This is a genomic window from Paenibacillus sp. RS8, from assembly GCF_041956825.1.
Classification (GTDB): Bacteria; Bacillota; Bacilli; order Paenibacillales; family Paenibacillaceae; genus Paenibacillus_AQ.
In genome coordinates this window covers 119360-139773 of the sequence record NZ_CP168130.1, presented here as the reverse complement: position 1 = coordinate 139773, position 20414 = coordinate 119360, and the positions used below count along the sequence as shown (strand labels likewise).

The 20414-nt window shown below is 34.5% G+C and carries 19 protein-coding genes; 11 read left to right on the top strand and 8 right to left on the bottom strand.

Going from position 1 to position 20414, the window contains the following annotated elements; translation table 11 throughout:
* The 6 genes from ACDZ28_RS00905 to ACDZ28_RS00880 form a co-directional block, all read right to left on the bottom strand.
* Nucleotides 1–2637, bottom strand: a complete 2637-nt coding sequence (locus ACDZ28_RS00905) for an ATP-binding protein (protein WP_375102263.1) — start codon at nucleotides 2635–2637, stop codon at nucleotides 1–3.
* 31 nt (nucleotides 2638–2668) lie between these two features.
* Nucleotides 2669–3070, bottom strand: a complete 402-nt coding sequence (locus ACDZ28_RS00900; protein ID WP_076179056.1) for a TcpE family conjugal transfer membrane protein — start codon at nucleotides 3068–3070, stop codon at nucleotides 2669–2671.
* 6 nt (nucleotides 3071–3076) lie between these two features.
* Nucleotides 3077–3388: a hypothetical protein gene (locus ACDZ28_RS00895; RefSeq protein ID WP_375102262.1), complete on the bottom strand. Its 312-nt coding sequence runs from the start codon at nucleotides 3386–3388 to the stop codon at nucleotides 3077–3079.
* Nucleotides 3389–3417: 29 nt separating this feature from the next.
* Complete coding sequence (locus tag ACDZ28_RS00890; RefSeq protein WP_375102261.1) at nucleotides 3418–4569, bottom strand: conjugal transfer protein; 1152 nt, start codon at nucleotides 4567–4569, stop codon at nucleotides 3418–3420.
* 15 nt (nucleotides 4570–4584) lie between these two features.
* On the bottom strand, nucleotides 4585–4965 hold the full coding sequence (locus tag ACDZ28_RS00885) for a hypothetical protein (RefSeq protein ID WP_375102260.1): 381 nt from the start codon (nucleotides 4963–4965) through the stop codon (nucleotides 4585–4587).
* Nucleotides 4966–5173: 208 nt separating this feature from the next.
* Nucleotides 5174–6151 carry a replication-relaxation family protein gene (locus ACDZ28_RS00880; protein WP_179087389.1) on the bottom strand — a complete coding sequence of 326 codons (978 nt, stop codon included), beginning with the start codon at nucleotides 6149–6151 and terminating at the stop codon, nucleotides 5174–5176.
* 798 nt (nucleotides 6152–6949) lie between these two features.
* On the opposite strand from ACDZ28_RS00880, the gene ACDZ28_RS00875 reads away from it, so the two are divergent.
* The 5 genes from ACDZ28_RS00875 (at nucleotide 6950) to ACDZ28_RS00855 (ending at nucleotide 13493) form a co-directional block, all read left to right on the top strand.
* A complete protein-coding gene (locus ACDZ28_RS00875) occupies nucleotides 6950–8263 on the top strand; it encodes a hypothetical protein (RefSeq protein WP_375102259.1) in 1314 nt (437 codons plus the stop codon).
* Nucleotides 8264–8318: 55 nt separating this feature from the next.
* Nucleotides 8319–8780, top strand: a complete 462-nt coding sequence (locus tag ACDZ28_RS00870; RefSeq protein WP_375102258.1) for a hypothetical protein — start codon at nucleotides 8319–8321, stop codon at nucleotides 8778–8780.
* A 1166-nt stretch (nucleotides 8781–9946) separates the two neighbouring features.
* Complete coding sequence (locus ACDZ28_RS00865) at nucleotides 9947–10696, top strand: hypothetical protein (RefSeq protein ID WP_375102257.1); 750 nt, start codon at nucleotides 9947–9949, stop codon at nucleotides 10694–10696.
* On the top strand, nucleotides 10689–10958 hold the full coding sequence (locus ACDZ28_RS00860; protein WP_375102256.1) for a hypothetical protein: 270 nt from the start codon (nucleotides 10689–10691) through the stop codon (nucleotides 10956–10958). The genes ACDZ28_RS00865 and ACDZ28_RS00860 overlap by 8 nt, the downstream gene beginning before the upstream one ends.
* A gap of 111 nt (nucleotides 10959–11069) precedes the next feature.
* On the top strand, nucleotides 11070–13493 hold the full coding sequence (locus tag ACDZ28_RS00855) for a type IV secretory system conjugative DNA transfer family protein (protein WP_375102255.1): 2424 nt from the start codon (nucleotides 11070–11072) through the stop codon (nucleotides 13491–13493).
* A 144-nt stretch (nucleotides 13494–13637) separates the two neighbouring features.
* On the opposite strand, the gene ACDZ28_RS00850 is transcribed toward ACDZ28_RS00855, so the two are convergent.
* Both ACDZ28_RS00850 and ACDZ28_RS00845 read right to left on the bottom strand, forming a co-directional pair.
* Complete coding sequence (locus ACDZ28_RS00850; protein WP_256715909.1) at nucleotides 13638–13973, bottom strand: hypothetical protein; 336 nt, start codon at nucleotides 13971–13973, stop codon at nucleotides 13638–13640.
* Nucleotides 13974–14092: 119 nt separating this feature from the next.
* On the bottom strand, nucleotides 14093–14737 hold the full coding sequence (locus ACDZ28_RS00845) for a helix-turn-helix domain-containing protein (RefSeq protein WP_076315935.1): 645 nt from the start codon (nucleotides 14735–14737) through the stop codon (nucleotides 14093–14095).
* A 428-nt stretch (nucleotides 14738–15165) separates the two neighbouring features.
* On the opposite strand from ACDZ28_RS00845, the gene ACDZ28_RS00840 reads away from it, so the two are divergent.
* From ACDZ28_RS00840 to ACDZ28_RS00815, 6 genes are all read left to right on the top strand, one after another.
* A complete protein-coding gene (locus ACDZ28_RS00840; RefSeq protein WP_375102254.1) occupies nucleotides 15166–15786 on the top strand; it encodes a hypothetical protein in 621 nt (206 codons plus the stop codon).
* Nucleotides 15787–16021: 235 nt separating this feature from the next.
* On the top strand, nucleotides 16022–16369 hold the full coding sequence (locus tag ACDZ28_RS00835; RefSeq protein ID WP_375102253.1) for a hypothetical protein: 348 nt from the start codon (nucleotides 16022–16024) through the stop codon (nucleotides 16367–16369).
* Nucleotides 16366–17211, top strand: a complete 846-nt coding sequence (locus ACDZ28_RS00830) for a S1 RNA-binding domain-containing protein (protein WP_375102252.1) — start codon at nucleotides 16366–16368, stop codon at nucleotides 17209–17211. Before ACDZ28_RS00835 ends, ACDZ28_RS00830 begins: the two co-directional genes overlap by 4 nt.
* An 11-nt stretch (nucleotides 17212–17222) precedes the next feature.
* Nucleotides 17223–18128: a replication-relaxation family protein gene (locus ACDZ28_RS00825; RefSeq protein WP_375102251.1), complete on the top strand. Its 906-nt coding sequence runs from the start codon at nucleotides 17223–17225 to the stop codon at nucleotides 18126–18128.
* A gap of 19 nt (nucleotides 18129–18147) precedes the next feature.
* A complete protein-coding gene (locus tag ACDZ28_RS00820; RefSeq protein ID WP_375102250.1) occupies nucleotides 18148–19677 on the top strand; it encodes a hypothetical protein in 1530 nt (509 codons plus the stop codon).
* Between the two features lie 45 nt (nucleotides 19678–19722).
* Complete coding sequence (locus tag ACDZ28_RS00815; RefSeq protein WP_280788817.1) at nucleotides 19723–20412, top strand: hypothetical protein; 690 nt, start codon at nucleotides 19723–19725, stop codon at nucleotides 20410–20412.
* The last annotated feature ends 2 nt before the right edge of the window (nucleotides 20413–20414 follow it).

Here is a 20414-nt window from a genome sequence, read left to right as displayed (position 1 = left end):
CTAGTCCTCCTCTTCCTCTGAAGATGCTGCTTCATCCATATACTGCTGGAACTGTTCCAACACTGTGAAATCAGACTCCTCCGTATCAGTTCTTGGTTCAGCAGCAACTACAGGTGGACGTGTATCGAAGCAATCAAAGAGATGCTGGAAGACAACATCGATTTGTACTAGCCCAATACGACCATAGAGATCTTGCATTAAACACTGACCATTCGCTAGATTCTTGATCATATCGATATTCTCTTGGGTATCTTCCAGTCCAAAGTAGGATAAGGTATTCTTTATCTTCTTCGTATCCTGGTCACGGAAGGCGAACTTAACGCCAATATTCCCTGCTAGATCCCCGGCAACGTCAGTTGCGTTTTGTGTGACTATGATGGCTCCGCCTTTTAAGCTTCGTCCCGTACGAACAACCATATCTGCTAGCGCCTTACCCGCTTGTGTAGAGAGTAGTGCCCATGCTTCATCCATGAGTACGAATTTAAAGATGGATCGATCATGATAGATGAATTTAGTAGCGAAGCGGGCTATAGCAAACATTAAAGCTACGCTCATCTTCTCTTCCAGTGAGTAGTTTTCAGGCAGTTTTTCTGGAGAAGGCATCTTCAGATTTTGAACTTGTAATATATTAATGGCATAGTCCATTTTGATTGTTCGTTCTCCACCCGTACCAAACAAGAGTTTTGCAAAGGAGAGGGAGTGAAAACTTTCTAGTATTTCACCCAAGATTAAGGCATCTTCACGTGTTTTTCCCATTTCAAATAAAACCGTAATACATTTCGCGAGATAAGGCTCAGGTTCACTTGCAACTTTGTTTACTGCTTGTGAAATATAACTGTAACCACGTTCATTTGTTTTCGTGGAAGAGAGATACGCTAAAATCTCAACAGCCGCTTCTTTTGCTGTTTCAATATCGTCAAAAAACATGACAAAAGGATCAAGTTTTCCCATATCTTCTTTCGAAGAGGATAGAGTGGCGACCTGAATCTGTCCAGCCAGTTCAGGTAAATCCTCTGGCCAATTGGAACGTTCCCCTTTCGGGTCAAATATTAAAGTCTTTCCTCCCAGTATGGCTGCATTCTGGTATGCAAGAAGGTTAGCTAGGACGGATTTACCCCCGCCCAGTGTTCCAGTTACTGTCATACTTGGACTGCGGTTTTCTTGACTCGCAAGTGCGGGGTCGAAAAATACAGGATGATCTAGTGTACCGGTAGTTCCGATATATAATCCCTTACCATCACCCAGTACTTGGGTAGCACCTATCATTCCTGAAGCTAGTTTTTCGGGTGGTATACGCTGTATATAGTCCGAAACATAGCGCGGTGAACCGGGAATAAAGTCATTAAACAAAAGCCACTGATCACCTGCAGGTAGTTCTACTTGTACGTTACCAAAATCTCGGTAATGGTCCTGAAGGATTTTACAATTGCTCTTCAGGATGTTTAAGTCTGTATGATAAAGGCCATAGGTAACATGTGTGATAAATGTAGGGTTTTTACGCTTCTTGTACTCATCCTCTAAATATAGCGCCCGCTCTTGCTTTTCTTGCAAATCGATCGGTATATTAGCGCCTGCTTCGTGGATATTTTTGACTTGATTATCGATATCCATTTTCTTCTTACTGAGCTTTTTAATTGCCTCAACCGACTCCATAACCTCAACCTTGATACTCATTTCTACAGGGAACGGTAATGTGGCTGCACTGTAGAGCCACTCACTACCTGGCATCTCTGCACTTTCCGGTAGATCAGAAAGGACCATATATGCATGATAGATATACTGATCTTTTCCATCACAAAGTTGTTGTATTTTAATGCGTCGTGGGTGAGAACAATCTATTTCCCCTTCTGTGAGTGTGATAACCTGTCTTGAATCATAGAAGAAGGTATTTAAGCCACTGCGTATACCCTTGGTTTTTTTCGGAGACCAATGCTGCTCTTCTGTTGACCGCAAACTAGGGTCCGCAATCCCCCACCAAAAGTTTCGTTTTATGAGCCATTCCGTTGTCATTGGTGTACCTCGTGTGATTTTAAGACGGCGGGATAGACGATCAAAAATTTGTCGTTCTTTTACGAGATAACTCTGAAACTCATGCTCGAAAATTTCAGGTTCATTCATTCCTGATATATTCTCAATGGTCCGCATGGGATGGCGTATGAGTTTTTTGAGTTCTACTGCGATACTACCCACTTGTTCTAATAAATCTTTATCTTCACTTTTAGGGAGATACACGGCGATATACGGACGATAGTCCGCATTATTGGCCCCATTCTCAGTATTGTAGTTCCCTTGTAGATACTCATCCATTTCACTTACTATTTGAGTCGCACGTTTTTTCAAGGGGCCAGAAAGTCTTTTTTCTTTTAGTAGTTCATGATGTCGATGGATATCATGTGTTTTTGGCAACCATAGGATATGAAATTGATGTGTTAATAAGGATAAAAAAGAGGTTTGGCTAATTAATCTATCAATTTTCTGCTGGTCACTTAGATGGTCGTAAATAAATGAACTGATTTCATAAATTGCCCATACCTCTTTATTGCGGTTGAAAATCAAGTTTTCTTCAAAATATGCGATTGGAAATTCAATGCTGACTTTACTAGGTTTCTTCTTCGCTGGTGTTAAGAGTGATGACAAATTTTAGCCTCCTTTGAAAAAGAGAGCGTGACTATCCACGCTCTCGTTTAGTTCGAAACACAACTTTGCTTCGGTACACGTATTTTTTGTTGTGCTCTATCTTACGGTACCTATGTAGATGCTTAGGACGTATTGAGAAGAGGATCATACTATATAGCCATTTATGGGGCGCTTTCCCATCTAGTTTTTGTTTTGTGATTATCCAAGTGGATAACAATGGGAGAAAAACATAGATGTACGCTCCTGGAATGAAGAATAGTATTTTACCGAGGATAATCCAAACCACTTCAATAGCACAAAAGGTAAGAACAACACGTAGATTTGCGGGAACGGGTAACTTTTTTCCTTCTAACGCATAGATAACCCAATCCAAATTCCAAATCTTTGTGTAGTTAGATACGGTGATCCGTGGTGGATCTTGTTTTTCATTCATGCTGCATTACCCAAAGAACATAGTGAAGAATTTCCCACCCAAAGTCTTCATGGATTCCCAGTTCATGATCATTGCAAGTACAAGGGTCATAGCAAAAAAGCTAAGCATTTTAGTCCAATCTCTAACGAACATGAAATAAGCACCTACACACAACAAAATGCCAGGGATAACAGCACCAACATTTTTTGTTAGCCAGTTCCCTATGTTTACACCTGGATCAGTAGCAGCAAAGGCTGGCATAGCAGCAAACATGGATACTACCAATAGAAGAGAAACTCGGAAAGCTATTCTATGACTCGCTTTATTCTTTTGAAGCATTAATAAAAACCCCTCTCAGCGCTAATTTATTAATTTGGTGTTGAAGTCGAACTTGGTTCAGGAGCGGGACTTGCAGATGATATCGGTAAATTAGTTGGTGTCTGATCTTCATTCAATTGATGAGTTCCTACTGACAACACGTAAAATTTTCCATTTGTATCAGTGGCGTTTAATGTCCATGTATTAACAAATAATTCGCCTAGATCGTTTTTAACAATGACAGAAGCCTTAATACGATAGTAATCAGGCATGCCATCTTGTTCTGTAACCTTATACATTGCTATAGATTCAACGGTATCTAGGGTGAAGTCAGATGGAATTAAGGTATCTGGTGATGAAGCATTATCTGAGTAATAGTACTTAAGCTGGCTAACATTTCCCTCTAAATAAGTTTTAAGAAAGCTTTCTGATAGTTCCTTCCCTCTAGAAAGCAAGGTCTTATCAGAAACAATATTACTGTCGTCACCATCGATTGAGGCTCCCTTTTGCTGATTGCCAATAAAACGTGGGTACGTTTCAATTAGAGGACCATCATCCGTCAGAGTAACTGGAACGACCATGTATGTTTTTTTGATAATGGTCTTTCCACTTGTTGAATTAGTCGGTGCAACTGCACTATTAGGGACATTTGAATCCGTCCCTATTTCCAAAGGAGCTTTAGTGTTGCTCATTTCTACTTCTCTTCTAACCAAAGTAGTAATATCAAAATGTGTAGGATCGATCATTTTGGAATCATAGATCTCTGCTGAGAGTACTCGTGACTCGCCTTTAACTTCAAAAAACTTTAAGCCGGCATCTTGATCGATGTTAATTATGAATTTGCTAATACGATCGATGCGGTCATTTGCATTAGTGGTATTCCAGGTAAAATACTCTGTGGCAAAATCTGTTGCGAAGCCTTTTACTGAATCAGAGATTGTGGGTGAATTGCTTTCAACGTTGGTCACTTTTTCTATGATTTGTGGTCCTCGTGCGAAAGATACCATTCCTCTAATCAGTATAAAAAAACAAAAAGTCCAAAAGAGAATTCGTAAAGCCCTCTTAGCTGCCATGGTTTTTGGTGCACGTGGTTTAAACGACTTGTCTGATTTCAATTTCTTTTTTTTCTCTTCTTTTGAGGCTTCAAGAATCTCAGCCTCATCAGACTCTGCTTTTTTTTTGTTTTTTGAGAACAATCCCAAAACGAGATCACCTGCCTAAGAGGATTTTTTGTTTTTTTTACCAAAACTTAAAGAAATAATAAATATCACTACAAACACAAGGATTAAAGCATGTTTTGTATCTAAGACCATCAACCAGCGCCAACTATCTTGAATTCTCGCCCACAACCCTGGGATTTCATTTACGATTGCGTTTGAGGAATAATCAATGATCTCTGTTACTTTTTCATGAGAATCACTTGGGGTCGTTGGCTGCTCCGTAACAGTTGGAGTTGGTAACGGCTTAGTTGTAGCAATAGCGGGTGGATCAGAAGCAGAATTATCCAATTTGCTAGGACTACGAATTAGTAGTACTGCAGCTATTAGAATGAAAAGTACACTCACACAGGCAATAGCAACTTTTTTGTTTTTTGTCATTCATTCACCTCCGATTCTAGTATATATATTAATTAACTAATATGATAACTAATATATATACTAACATAATAGTATATTGTATTGTACATGGTAAATATAAAAAAGACGAGGTTGTCAACTGTGGACAATTCTCGTCTTTTTTATGTTTACTCTTTTCGAATGGTTATAAAAATAATCAATTAATTTTATAATAGGTATCATTGATCCCCTATTCAGTTGGAATTAATTTTTCATAAGAAGAAATTATGTCACCAATGTCTCTACCTGTAAAAACCCTGTGCTTTTCTCCAAACACTTTTTTTGCAGCTTTCTCAATGTTATGGAGCCGGGTGTTATAGATGGCATCGGGAACAACAAATGCAATGATCCCCTCTCTTATTATTTTATTGCTGGAGATTTTTAGAACGTTATTATATCGAGCAAGTTTGTTTTCAATTGAAACTTGATCTGAAAAAAAAGGAGATCGTTGAACTGGCTCAGTAGATCTGTCTAATTCTACATAGAATAATTGCTCCCCTATTCTCAACACTGCATCTGGACGAACTGTAATTGTCTCGGCATCATCTTGAACAGCCAATGATGGGTACCAGTCCCAGTCATGAAACTGTTTTAAATCACTTTCTTCATTCATCCATTTATAACGGAGGTCTAGATAGACCTTTGCTAATTCCCAGAAGTGTTGCTTTTTCGCTCTCTCCATATCTAATTCATGTTTAGAAAGCCTATTCTCTTCTAATATCCCTCTTTTCATTTCAACAACTTTTAAACCACGGGAACTAAGATAATACCAAGACTCACCTAGAATTTCGTTTTTTCTTTTATGTACAGGTAGATTAGAAGAATCAGGGTTGAAATTTGAAGATTCTATCAATCCTCTATCTTTCAAACGTTTAATTGTTCTTCTAGTAGCTATGATTGCTCTTTTTTGATTTTTTATATCCAACTCATTCCTTACTTCATTTGTAGCTAATGTGTATTCAGGATAATGAAATTGAGTTGTGTCTAGAAAATATATATTTATCGCTGTTGATTGGGGCATGCATCTGCAAAAGTAGAGATCAGTTAAGAGATTCCATTCACGTGCTGTTATTAGATCAATTACCTCTCCTATTGATAAATCGCCCTTCGGGGTCCTTTTATTTTTCTGCTCATCTTTTTTTCCTGAGGACTCATTATTAGCTGCCATAATCATCTCTCCTTTATTTATCCATGAGTGGGCTGGGGTTGAAAATCATAAGGGTGGTTAAACCGTATTAGTCGCGTTTTTAAAATTGAGTTAAACCCTTATATGAAAAGGAATGTTTAGAAAATCCCTTAATTTAACTTGCCAACATATTAATTAACATACAACACAACATAAAGCTTTACAAAAACGAATTTTAAAAACATTAAAGGTCTTTACATTTGGTGTTTGAAAAATTATACATAAAGCATTACGTACGACACTTATTAAAATTCGGAAAATTCCTTTAGAATAGGTGTCTGTTGGAGCCTATCAAGTTAATACAAAAATAATTGAATTCGACTACTACGTATTGAGATCTATCAAGACAAATCAGTATGAATTACTCGAAATTACTAGTCGAAGTCTTGGGTTATTAATAACTAGAATTAATAGTAGTTTCTCATTTCAATTAACTGTACCTAATAATAGGAATTCAATCTAAGTAACAGCAAAAGATTCGGAATCCTTCATATATACTAATCGTATTATTATAAAATTAGAATGAAATACGAATAATTCAGCGTTTTCAATGAGATTTAATTAAATTTTTATCAAACGGATTATATTATGATGGGAAAATCGTGTAATTATTATTACTCAATACGTATAGAATTAATAAAAGATTAGTATATTATTCTGATTAAATTAATATTATATATGTACAATGGTATGACAACATCGTTATTTAATTTGACTAAAGGTGAACTTACTACTATAATTTTCTTTAGAGACTATGTAAATTATGGGAGGAATGATTATATGAAATTTCAGTTCAATGTGGGTAATGACCTAGGTAATAGCGAACAAGATATTTATGTAGATGGAAAGCTAGTACAGCAGCCCAACGTTTTTTCTATAGCTGGACAAATCCCTTGGGTAGATGACGATACTGATGTTGTGAAAAATTTGAAAAATATCTATGATAATCTAGCTGTTTCTATTGTTGCAACTGCGGGCATCGCAACGGGCCTTTACCTTATTGGGAAACACGCTTTAAAAACAAATGGAGAAAATGTAACTAATCTCTACGTAAAAGGAAATAATTCTAAAGCAAATCAAACGGTACCTTATGTTAATACATTAGGTGTTATTGCTGCTCGTGCTGTAGAAAAAGCAAATGAGCAAGGTGAGTTACCTAATGAGATCAGTGTGGATGTTGATATGGCAACTGCCCTTCCCGTTAAGCAACATACACCATCGAATATCCAAACACTTCAGAGTAACTTCTTAAACAGTACGCACAATGTTACAGTTCATTTAGGCCTTACTAAAAAAGTTCTTGTAAAGATTAATTTTATCTATGTTCATGTATTGCAAGAGGGATCACCTGCAGTGTTTTCACTTCAGATGAACTCGAGTGGAGCTTGGCGCACAGCTGGATATCAAGGTAATAATGATGAGAAAAACCCTATTTTTTCTGAATTCGGAAATACATATAGCATAGAAAATATCGATGGCAGTTACTTTGATGGGAAAAACATCCTCCATCTTGATTGTGGTGATGGTACTACTGATACACCATTTACTAGAGGTGATTCGGTAGACAAAGATTTTGGGAGTGGCGTGAATCATGGAGTAGGACATGCAATCGATCCTGCGACTAACGATTTATTAGCTTTAGCACCTCATGCTTTTAACTCAGTATCAAGACAGCAATATAGTGAGATATTGAAATCTCAATTCACATCAAGAAAACATAAGTTCTTAAATGAAGCCCTTCAAGCATTCGGGCCACATATAGATAATCAAGTAGCGCAGATCATGAAGCATGTAAGTGATCAAACTTTAATAATTGGAACAAATGATATCGATATTATTGTCGTTTATGGTGGCGGTAGCATATTAATGAAGGATAAACTTTATCCTAAACTTAAGGAACTCGCTGATAGATTGAGAATTCAGCTACTATATGTACCGAAAGAATATGCAATTACATTAAATGCTGAGGGTTTAGACTTCTTCGTAAAGAGCCCTATTTATGCAGCTTTAAAAGAAGCAAATATGAATACAATTAAAGGTATTAAAATAAACACAAAGAATTCTAACAAGGAAGTTGCGGCTACAAACGAATAGTTTGGGGTCCTCCCTACTTATAACATTGATTACTTCTTGAGGGGGTGAACCAGAGATGAGGAAAACAGATGCACAGAGAGGAAAAGCTGCTGCATTTAAGCTCAGAGAGGACGAAGAAGAATTGGTTCTTCAATGGATTAATGCACAGTCAGTATATGGAGATTCGATGCGTTATCTCATTCAGAAAGATATAGCCGAAAATGGAATAAGAAATCTCCAGCAGTTCGTTCCTCGTTCAAGAGATATTGAATCAATTAAAAGACAGTTGATGGAAAACAATACGAATCAATCCGGTTTAAAACCTATTGAATTACCTTCCATCGAGAATGAGAATAAGGGTAGTAATAATAATTTCACTTTAAGTAGTGAAATTGAAAAGAATAAAGATAGTGATTCTTTTATAAAGGATACAAATTTGAGTGAACCTGAAATCACTCACTCTAATAATACTGAGATTGAAAATCGTCCTGCAGGAAAAACTTTCAGCAATGATGTAATAAGCTCATATCAGAGTTAGTTATTTTGGCAAAAATCCCTTCATCATTATGATGAAGGGATTTTTGCTTTTCTAAAAATAGAAACCTGATATTAATTCTTAAGAAAAGTAAACTAGGCCTGAAGTAAAAGGGTTCGTTGTTTCATCGTAATTGATCTTACATTGCTGTTATCCTAATAAGTATTTTAAAGAGATATCATTATCATTTTTTGACTATGCTTAGAAAACGGCGGCAGAGATGAACGAGAAAATAAATTTATAGATTAGCGCTGTGTTGTTAACTACACTCTCTGTTAGCGGAGTACCCTGGAAGTGTGTCACTGTCATCGACCTTGGGCTGTTGCTGCGGAGCTTGACTATCTGCTCATTCCGCTCACGGATCTACGGTATTTACTCCTAGCGTAACTTTCTGGGCCTCTCAGTTGGCAAACGATTAAGCTCCTCTTTCTGTTCCGGGCTGACCTTATAAAGTTTTGTCGTTATTATATCGCCTATTTCATAAACTGTTTTCGATTTCTCTATCTCCTTGTCCATGTTCGATACGTTCTCCTACCTCCCTTTGTTATGGGGGACTTTGTTTCTCTCTTTTCTATTATTTCGTCTGTCTGGCCTTACTATAATTCCAAACTATTTCAACTACCTTTACGTAACGGCTGCTAAGTTATAATAGCCCTCTGCTTTACGTTATCTAGTCCGTTAATGCATCTTCCTTAGTCTAACTCCTGTTTTAATAGAATGTACATTTTCATAAGAATCTAATACTAATTAGATTCTTATATTATTATTACTATATCATTATAAAGTACAATTAAGTGTTTATCATGGATTTAAGTTGAATGTTTTTATAAGTGTGACTTTGAATTACTCTGAATCACCCCTGTAATTCAGAGTAATTCAGAAAAATAATAATACCTATTAAGATGTGCTGAAGTAGATTAATGCGCATTAATATAGATTAATACGACTTGAAATGTATTTTTACGAAAAATAGCTGAATTAGTACCGCAATTCAGACTAATTCGGGTATTTACTAATTCGAATCAGTACGAATTAACTTGAATTAGTCTGAATAAGGGTGAATTGAAACATACTAATTTACTTTGAAATCTATTGGATTTTACTATTTATTTGTTAATGGATATTGTAAAATGAAGTTATGAGAATTTGGGGGAAGGAGTGTTGTGTGAATGGAGTACGAATATAGTGATATCCGGACAAAGGAAGAAGTAGAAGAAGCCAGCAAAGAAGAAATGAGAGAGCTATTAATTGAAACATTTGATAATGTATCAGTTCTCTATGAAATTTATAAAAGACGATCGTGGTTAGATAAATTGTTCACAGATAATATCTTAAGTATGGATAAGGATGCACTCTATGTATCCAATCAAGTGGCAACTATTTGTGAAACTCAAACTTATATGATTAATAACAGACGACGAGAACTGTTAGATTATATCAATCCCATTTCTATGGGAGAAGGTAGTAGTAAAACCTTTAAGCATAATTATATATCTGTGTTTAAGATGAAAATGATTATAGGTCTTACAGGTGAAGGATCCGAATATACGGTCCCACAATTAAAAGAAATTATCTATAGTGGAGGGAAACCCACAACTACGACTAATAAGTCTGAAGAACCAACGAGTAGTGATCAAATGTTTCAAATGATGCAGAAAATGAAGAGGTTTGAGAAGTTTCTAGATATGATTGAGTCAGATGAGTTTTTTAAAGAAATAGATAGAAGAGTTCAAGTTACTACTGATAAATTATTGAAAGAATCATCAAGTGATGATGAAGTACATGAAAAGATAATCAAACTATTTGACAAAATTGCATACGGGAACGAGTCTGTACCTATTAAAGAAGAGCTTTTTAAAGAGTTCGAACTCTCTTTTGGAATTATATCCAAAGCAATCGTACACAATAAATATGTATAAAACCGCTGCAGATGAAAAAATCACGAGATTTAAGCAAGATGAACGAGAATTACATGTGCAAAAAGTTAAAGGAACTATTGCCGATTTAATTGAAAAATACTCAGTATCGAATAGTGATAACGAAAGAGAGACTATAAAGAATCAATTATCAAGACTATCAGACCAAAATCCAGATATGAGTTTTGATATTAGAATGTGGCTATCTACACTTTCAAAAGAAAAAGCAAAAAAAGGCTTGCTGAGCCGGTTCTTCTCTAACTAAAAATAGCATCTATCCATTCTCAAGTTGAGTAATTGGAAAGATGCTGTTTTTTATTATATATATTAATATTATATTTATGTATTATATATACTAATAAAGGGGGAATATATATTGAAGTTTTTTGGAATGATCCTCGGAGGGATATTATCAGCGTTTGGTCATATGTTTGGTTTTATATTCAAAAATGTTTACATTGAGATAAGAAGATTCAGTATGGATCCTGCGAACAAAAATACATTATGGAATATCCAGGCGTTTTTATTACTTGGATTCTTCATGATAAACTTCTTTTGGTTAATCGGTAAGTACCAAGACCAATTTTATGGGCTATCGGATCCCGTATTTTACAGAGCAATCCCACTTTTAATCCCATGTTTCTTGGGACATATCATTTACTCGTGTCCAATTTTATTTAAGAATAATTACTCCAAACCAATTATTCAAACATTCCTCAATGGATTAAGCAGCCTGGCTTTAGGACAAATAATAATGAGATTTCTCCCCTATACAATGGGACTGATAATCGCTGTAGTGATTTTTATTGCTGTAATTACTTTAACTTTGTATTACACATTGCATTTTAATGTGAAATCAACAACTTTTCATAAATTAACAGCTGCAGTTGAACAATCTGAAATAAGCTCCTCCAAAAATAACAGGAATAAATCAGTTTTGAACATGGTGAAGAGGAAAGACAGTATTTCAGAAGAAGAATTATATGAATTTGACGGAATAGATCTGAATAAAGAAGGTTGTCTATCTCACTTTAGATATTATTCTGAAGAATGTCGTTTAGATTTATTTCATACAATTCCTACGAAAGAGCGCCAAAGTCAGCAGATGTCCCTTAATAGGAATGATCGAGCACAACATGAGCAAATATTAGGGGGAACTGGCGCTGGTAAAACGGTATTAGCAACAAATTTAATCGTACAAGATTTGTTGAATGATTATATTGGTAGTACGATTATTGAACCAAAGGGATCTCTTATCAATCGTCTAGCACACTTTTTGACACGTGTTGGAAGACCATTTCGTAGGTTAGACCCACAATGCGAGACTACAGATTGTCTGAATCCTCTCTTTGTTCCAGAAGGAGAAGATATCGAACCAATGATAGAAGCAAATGTATCAGCCTTTCATGGTTATCTCGGACCAGATGCTGAAATATTTTTCAAAAATAGATCAACTAATCTAATGAGGGTTTGTATAAAAGCGCTTAAGTTAGCTTATGGTAATAATTGTGGATACAATGAATTAGACCGTTTAGTGCAACCTATGAATGATGATTATAGAGCAGAGGTCTTATCTGTAATTATTGAAAAGGGTTTTGAGAAACAAGTAGGCTTATTAAGAGAATACACTCGTAACATGGCTGCTAACGAAAAGACTAGAGAATACACAGAAAAAACCAACTCAAATCTTTATGATTATCTTACGATGTTAACTAGTAATAGGCATATACAAAAAATTCTTTGTGGACCGTCTACTTTTAATATTGACGATGCAATAAAAAACGGTGAGATAATTTTGGTTAATGGAGCTTATGGAACCTTACAAACTTTGACATATACGGTTGGGCGATTGTTTATAAATCTCGTAAGAGCAAGTACCTTCAGACGTGATATTAAAGGTGAAATTCGACCACATCAAATAACGATCGATGAGATTGAAATGTTTGCCGACGAAGAATTCTCAACATTCTTAGAAATGGCAAGAGAATTCGAAGTTTTTGTTCGAGTAATTCATCAAGGAAATGAACAATTAAATGATGTAAGCAAAAGATTAGGTGCAATGGTAAAACAAAATGCAGTGCAGAAATATCTTCTAGCAGGATTAGAGAATGAAGATGCGGATTATTACGCTAGTATGATTGGTGAATTTTATGAGATAGGACAGAGTAGTGGGACTGATGAGATGTCTACAACAGGGTTTAAAACACAAATAAAGGAGGAAAAGCGGTTTAAAGTACTACCGTCTGAAATATTACACCTAAAAGGATATAATCCAGAAACAGGTGAATCAGGCGAGTGTCTCTTCCGTCAGGTACATAACAATGTACGGTTAGAACCGGTTAAGGGATTATTTAAACCACTTCCTAGGGTATTATTTAGCCCTTTAGTTTCTGAAAAGACCGAGGATGATAATAATTTGGTAGATGAAGAACTTTACTCAAGTGATGATTTTGAGGATTTGCATGATAATGAAACGTCAAATGTAGAAAATGAACAACAGATTATTTTAGAAAAACTTAAAAAGAAGGCAAGTGATAAGAGAAGGGATGAAAATGAAAGTGAAAGTGTGAAAATAAATGATACCTTAAATATTGATGGCACAGAGATGACGGAGAAAAATGTAATTAGAAATCCTTTATGGGATAGTGAAGAAGATGTCACTGATTCAACGAGTGAAGAAATGGGAGTTGAAACTACTAAACTAAATGTGACATATAAACCAGCTGGTATTGATGACAAAACTTTGCTAGTAGCACAGAAAATTAGAAAGATCTCTGAAGAGGCTAGGAATAAAAAATAAATAATAACCTGAAAAAGTATAATCTGAAAATACATTAGAGGATATTTTCTTAATATCTATATGTTAACTACTGATTGGATCTTAAGAGTTAATTAGTGTTTACTAGAATAAAAAAAAAGCAAAGCGGAGTATTACTCCGTTTTGCTAATCTCTAGTTTCCTCTTTTAATGTTGTAAACAAGTCATTGAACTTATTATATGCTTTTACACCAAGAGGTGTTAATTGGTACAGTTTTTGTCGGCCACTAGTTGAGTATCCCACGAGACCAAGAGATTCAATCCAGTTAAGAGCAGTGTTCAAATCACCACGTCTAACTTTTGCTTGGAGTGATAAATCCTCTTTATTAAAGCTTTTGTTGGCCAGCGTTTGCATTACTAATCTTGAAGCATTTGGTATTTGCGCAATCATACGACTCAAATAGTCTTCAAGTGGAGAGTCAAGCTCGAAGTCGATAGTCGTATTATGTTCCGTATTATACACGAGAGTATCACCACCTATATTATATGATTAATCAGTATATATATATATTAACACATAAGACACAAATATATCTCTAGAATTTAATTGAAGAACAAGAAATATGAAGGCAATAGATGTACTTAACGAATAATTAAATTGCGAATAGTTCGAATAAAGGGTTTATATGAACAGTCTAAATTCTGGACATTGTTTAGCTTAGTTGCTTTTGAAATTTCATTTTGGATTGAGATTGCGAGAATTTTAGGGATCCTGATGTTATTATCTTCAAAATCCTCAAAAAATGACAGTTCTCCAGTAGTTTCATCATATCTCTTTACCATTTTAAGATTAACATACCAGCCACTTTTAATACGCAAATAACCATTTTTTTCTAACGAATGTTCAAACAAAGAGAATTCAAATAAAGATTTAGATTCAAAAAAGGTTTGTGTAGAAGAGTGATATGTAACAGTATCATTGATGTCTATCCGAATAAACAGAACTTTATTTAAATCAAGATCTATAAATTCAAATTCATTTGTTGGATTTGAGACTATGTGACCAGCTATCCTCATTAATTCATTAAATGATACCCTATATCCTAGTGCGAACTTTTTTAATGTATCAGGTTTAGGGATGATTTCAAAATTAGAGAAATTCTTTCTTCCAAGCTCTACATCTCGAATATAGCCATGACTTAATGAAGTTTTTTTTGCAGCAAGCCTTAGGCTGTATCCGCAAGAATGTCTTAACTTTTCTAGATATCCCCCAATAGTTTCATCCATATACAATATAATTCTCCTTATGTAATAATCTTCTAATGTAAAATAGTTAGTGCAAGAATTTATGGATTAAATAACCATTTAATAATGGCGTAACAATAAAAGAAATGAAATATCAATCTAAACATAAAAGTAATTTTACACGTTTGTAATTTTTTTTAAAAGATACGAAGTGTATCATTATAAGGGAAAATTAATATCAATTAGAACAAAACGGTACTTTTTAGTTATTGGTTAAAGAATGATTTGATAATGGGATGAAAAAAAATAGGTAGAATTCATCCTTTAATCAAAAATATAGAAGTTAAATCTTGAATAAATACAGGAAAGTATTACAATCGAATTAAGATACGATAATAATTAAATTATTATAAAGTACTAATTAATTCTTATTAGATGTATGCATTTCTCAAATTTAGAGAGGTGATAGAATGTATCAATTTTACGATCCATCAATTAAACCTATATTAACAACTGATTTAGAAGGTGGATTTATTAAAGTTCGAACATATGGGCTTTTTAATTATGGATATCCAGACATAATACTTAATGAATATATTGAAAATTATGAAGAATTATTTTTCTCAATAATTGATAGAATCTTTAGAGTTGAATTCGACATTAACGGCACCTGGAGTCATAATGGAAGACTATTCAACCTAGAATTAGGGAAAGGTAATTTAGCAACTTTAGTCCTTGCACCAATAAATGACTTCGTGAAAATTATTACGATTAATAACCCAATTAATGAAGATCCAGTAAAATATATAACAAAAGGATTAACAAATATTTATGATCACCCTGAATTAGAAGTACAAGCATCAATAGTGTTTTCAAGGGAAATTTTGGCTTTTGCAGTTGAAGAAATTGAAAAAGAGGGAGCGATAAACGAGGACTATAGTATTGAGTATGAGCACCATCTGTATACATTTCATCTAACATCAGATCGGTATGGTAAAAGATTGTTTCAGATAATGCATAAAGATTGTGGGTTAACTCCCATACTAAATACAAACAATAAAAATAGAAGCCACTTATATCGTATAAAATAGTGGCTTCTATTTTTTTAATTTATATAGTAATATACTATTATATTAATTAGATAGTATTATATATAGATATGATTCAGAAGTAGAAGGGAGCATTAGTTTGCATCATGACACTTTTATTAAAGAACTAGATTTTGTCTTAACTCATCCGTCGTGCAGCGTAGAAAATATAGAATCTTTTTATAACCAATGCTTATTTATTTACGAAACAGTACCGCTGTTTGTAATTATCAATCATATGAAGGAAACAAAGCCTAAACTCTTAAAGAATTGGTCGAATTCAAACAAAACGGTAAGTAAGCTACTTGAAGATATGGAAATACAGAAAGATGATCTCGATAAGAAAAGAAAAGTTGAAATCCTTGTTGAAGTTGAAGATAGCTCATTACAAATGAGTCAGAATGGTTATTACATATTATTTTGGAATACAGAAATTGAGAAATCCAAAATTGAAAGCTGCTTTAAAAGGAAGACTTTAAAAGTGATTTCTAAGAGCTTCAATAATCTAGAATTAATTGGTTATAAACTTGAAAAACTAAATCAATATGTTCTATATCTGAAAAATAAAGGAGAATTGATTATATGAATATGTCCATCTTAGGAAACAATATGCTTGAATATAAAACCTCGCTTCGTCGAAAGATGATTCATCAAGGAGTTGTGAAAAGTATTGAAACGCATAGTCCATTTGGTGAACCTATGCAATGTGCAATCATTGAACTGAAGAATGGTCTTAAGGGTATGATTCACGAGAATCAGTTTGATAAACATAAATTTCGATCTCTTGTTGGTTTTTTGGATCATAAAATTGACTACATGGTTTTAGATGTTACGAAACAAGGACTGGATCCTAAGATTGTAAATGTATTTGATGAAGAAAAAGGGATAATCTTACTTTCACGAATACAAGCACTTGAAGAACTGCAAGAGGATTTTTGGGAAAACGTTGAAGTAAATCATGTATGTCCTGCAGTTGTATCCGGCTTTGAGGAAGAACGGTTTTATGTAATGATCAAAGGGGTTTCATGTGTACTCCCGATCAGAGACTATGAATATGACTGGACGCCTTCTGCACGTAACGTAATTCCACTAGGTAGTGAGATTACTGTGAAAATAAAAGAGATCGACCATGAAAAAAAACGTGTTATTGTATCACGAAAAGAACTGATGGAAGATCCTTGGACTCGTGTTCACGAAAATTTCAGAATTAATGATTTCCACACCGGTGTGATAACTAGTGTTGTAGAGAATATAGGTATTTTTGTGAAATTAGCACCTGGTATTGAAAGTCTGGCTTGGTTTCCGAACCGCGTCCCGAGTCATGGGGATTTGGTGGGGATGACCGTTTCAGTCATGATTAAAAATGTTCAAGCCAGCGGAAAAAGAATTCGAAGTAAAATAATTAAATTCCCACATCACTTATATTAGGAGGAGATTATATGGAATCCCAAGTATCTCCTCTAATAATTACGAATCAACCAGGGATTCGAATGCAACCTACTTGGGACGATCCCTTTGCTTTCGTAGTTTCTTTGGATCCACTCACTAGGCATGAGTTTTTCTATATTAACGGAAAGATAAAAGACGGGTGGATTACAGATAGAGATATAGAAATCATTCGATTTCTTGCGGTACATCGCTGGATTACATTGTCTCAATTGACTCGGTTGTTCTTTTCAGGTAGCGATAATACTACGGTTCGAAATAGATTGAAAAAACTAATGAAACTAGGATTGCTAAGAAGGATTCAGTGGAAAACCTACTGTAATCCACTTCAAAATCGTCCAACAATTTATGAAATGGGTTCAAGTGCAGCTGACATTTTGAAGTTTAGGTTTGGTGCTTTTTTAGGAAATAGAGATCCACGGAGACCAAAGGAAGTCTCTATGTTGTTCCGACAAAAGTATATTATTACTAACGAATTTTTCATATTACTAAGAAAATCATTTAATGTTATGCATTTTGAATTTCATCCAGTTTTAAAGCATAAAGAGGATCAGGTAGTACCAACTGCGCACTTCATTTTGGGAACACCAAAAGGGAAAAAGCTTGATTTTCATTTACTTTGCCATCGTGAAGAAGAAAACTGGCTTAAAACCATTCGCTACCAAGCAAAATTTTGTAAGGAGTACTTTGATGCAAACGGCATAAGATCAACTCTTGTTGTACTTGTGTCATCCGATGAAAAGGCAGAATTAGCTAGTAAAATATGCGAACAAGAGGGAACCAGTGACTACACATGGTTCATAACTGATCAAGAATTAGAAGAATGTGTAGACGTTGGATTAACAAATAGTTTTTTTGTTTTTAAAAACGGAGAAAAGAATTATTACGACCTTAGATGATGAAAAATGAGGTGATCAGTTGCATCGTCTATTTTTAGTATCGGATGATGAAGATTTTGCACAGTGGGTTGAAAAAGAACTTTCAGATTATGGACGTTTTGTTAGGAAAATAGACGATTTTGAGTTTTTTATACAACAGTGGAGTACTTCAGAAGCTGAGATCATAATCGCGACAGAATATGCAATAGAATCTGAAGATTCATTTTTCAAGATACTTAATCAAGTTGAAATTCAAGATCCATTTATTACAATAATGCTAATTTACTTTCGTGAAGAAGATACATTTATACAAAACTTAAAGGAAAGAAATGTAGTTTGCATTTCATGGAATGATCTGGACTTTGGGCTAATGGAGAAACGATTAGAACAATCACGATCAATTAAAGAATTGCAAACAAGAGCTGAGTCTTATCCTCAAATGCATTCTAGTAATAAAAGTGAGTATGTAAATGACGATACAGACGAAACAGATGTAGAAATCAAGATTGAACAACCTGAGCTAACTATACAGTTCGGATTGGAGATAGTTGATAAAAAATCTCCTTTTGAAAATTCTATAACCGATAATATAGAAAAGCATTATGTAAATTCATATTCAACCATTGGAAGTAAGGACTTATTTAATGAAGACTTCGAAAAAAAAGATGAATTTATTGAGAAAACTTATGTCGAATCACACCAAGAATCCTCAGATGAAAAAGATCAAGAAGACTCCCCACAATTAAAAGTAAGTGAAGGTAAACAGAGTGAAGAAGAAGTAGTTTTATCAAGAAGAAATCAAACGAAGAAACGTTATCCCAAACTTCCTAGTCTCCCTAAACATGAAAATCAGATTATTTATAAAGATAGAGTGATTATAAATGAAAAGATAATTGGAACTGTTCTAATTGCTGTAGCTAGCACTAACCGTAGAGCAGGATCATCACATAATGCAATACAGATTGCACGTTATTTAAGCGGAAACTCCTTCGAAGTTGCATGTGTTGAGTTACTAGACATTAACGTGAATCCTTCGGTATTTAAATTTCTGGATGATGGAACAAAAAAGTCTAAAAAAATGGACGATGGTTTTCAATCAGAAGGAATTGATTTTTATCCAGCAGCTAACTATGAGAAGTACATAAAAATTTTAAATGCAGAGTACCAATATGTTGTTGTTGATTTAGGTCAGATAGTTACGAATCAAGGAAGGAAAAGCAAAGAAGGCCGTTTTTTCAAAGAATTCTTCAGAGCGAATATCTCAATGATCAGCACCTTTCCAGCAATATGGGACTTACAGTTCTTAGTTAACCTAGTTGATAAACTGTTAAACAATTCCTGGAACAAACCATTTAATGTGTTGGTGAATTTTACAGATGACAAGAGATATAAGAAATTTACAGATACATTTACTAGTAGAGAAAAAAGAAATCTTCAGCTTCAGTTTTTTCAAAACAACTTTCTACCTGATCCCTTGAATCTAGAAGATGAGACAGTATCTATTATTCCTGAGATTTTGAGCTCAGTTATTCCTTCTAGCAAAAAGAAAAAGAGGTTTTATTTTTTTTAAGCATTCGTTTTAAGTTATTACCTAATACTTTAGGAGGTTTTTCATTTGAAATTTAAATTGCATTATTTTCTTTCAATTTTAGTTCTATTAATTGGATTTGGAGGGCTTTTTGGATATGACCTATATATAAAACCTTATGTGCTCTCACAGAAAGTCGTTAAAGTGAAGGTCGCATCTGGAGGGTATCTCCCTAAAAATTATGAATTATCTACAAAAGATGTCTATCTTGAAGCTGTCCAAACAAAAGATGTACCTATAAATGCAATACATAGCATCAAAGATGTTGAAAATAAGATACTCAATGTGAATTTAACAGATGGAGTTATATTAACTGAATCTTTGGTTGATGTAGATGATTTGGAGCCAGGTCCAAATGAAGGGATCTATCCAATACCAAAAGAAGCAATTTACGCAATTAATGGCTCGTTGCGAAGTCGTGATAAAGTTGACATTTACTTAGTGAAGGATCGTACGAAAGAACAAAAGAGCGCATCATCTGATGCAATAGATGTTCCAAGTGTAGATTCAGCTTTTCTAACAGCAGTCACAGTAAATTATGTAAGAACTGAAGACAATAATGATGTTAAAGACACTGAAAACGGTAATATCACAAACCGTACAACATCAACTGGCAAGGTTTCGGTACCTGAACTTAAAATACCTAACGAGGACGCAAAGCAACTTAAACAATATCTTGAACAAGGAGATAAACTTTGGATTGTCAGAGTTGAGTAGGA

Bases quoted from the DNA above. Each gene is read 5' to 3' on its own strand.
- ACDZ28_RS00900 (WP_076179056.1), bottom strand. From the start codon at position 3,070: ATGAATGAAAAACAAGATCCACCACGGATCACCGTATCTAACTACACA.
- ACDZ28_RS00895 (WP_375102262.1), bottom strand. From the start codon at position 3,388: ATGCTTCAAAAGAATAAAGCGAGTCATAGAATAGCTTTCCGAGTTTCT.
- ACDZ28_RS00885 (WP_375102260.1), bottom strand. From the start codon at position 4,965: ATGACAAAAAACAAAAAAGTTGCTATTGCCTGTGTGAGTGTACTTTTC.
- ACDZ28_RS00880 (WP_179087389.1), bottom strand. From the start codon at position 6,151: ATGGCAGCTAATAATGAGTCCTCAGGAAAAAAAGATGAGCAGAAAAAT.
- ACDZ28_RS00875 (WP_375102259.1), top strand. From the start codon at position 6,950: ATGAAATTTCAGTTCAATGTGGGTAATGACCTAGGTAATAGCGAACAA.
- ACDZ28_RS00870 (WP_375102258.1), top strand. From the start codon at position 8,319: ATGAGGAAAACAGATGCACAGAGAGGAAAAGCTGCTGCATTTAAGCTC.
- ACDZ28_RS00865 (WP_375102257.1), top strand. From the start codon at position 9,947: ATGGAGTACGAATATAGTGATATCCGGACAAAGGAAGAAGTAGAAGAA.
- ACDZ28_RS00860 (WP_375102256.1), top strand. From the start codon at position 10,689: ATGTATAAAACCGCTGCAGATGAAAAAATCACGAGATTTAAGCAAGAT.
- ACDZ28_RS00845 (WP_076315935.1), bottom strand. From the start codon at position 14,737: ATGGATGAAACTATTGGGGGATATCTAGAAAAGTTAAGACATTCTTGC.
- ACDZ28_RS00840 (WP_375102254.1), top strand. From the start codon at position 15,166: ATGTATCAATTTTACGATCCATCAATTAAACCTATATTAACAACTGAT.
- ACDZ28_RS00835 (WP_375102253.1), top strand. From the start codon at position 16,022: ATGAAGGAAACAAAGCCTAAACTCTTAAAGAATTGGTCGAATTCAAAC.
- ACDZ28_RS00830 (WP_375102252.1), top strand. From the start codon at position 16,366: ATGAATATGTCCATCTTAGGAAACAATATGCTTGAATATAAAACCTCG.
- ACDZ28_RS00825 (WP_375102251.1), top strand. From the start codon at position 17,223: ATGGAATCCCAAGTATCTCCTCTAATAATTACGAATCAACCAGGGATT.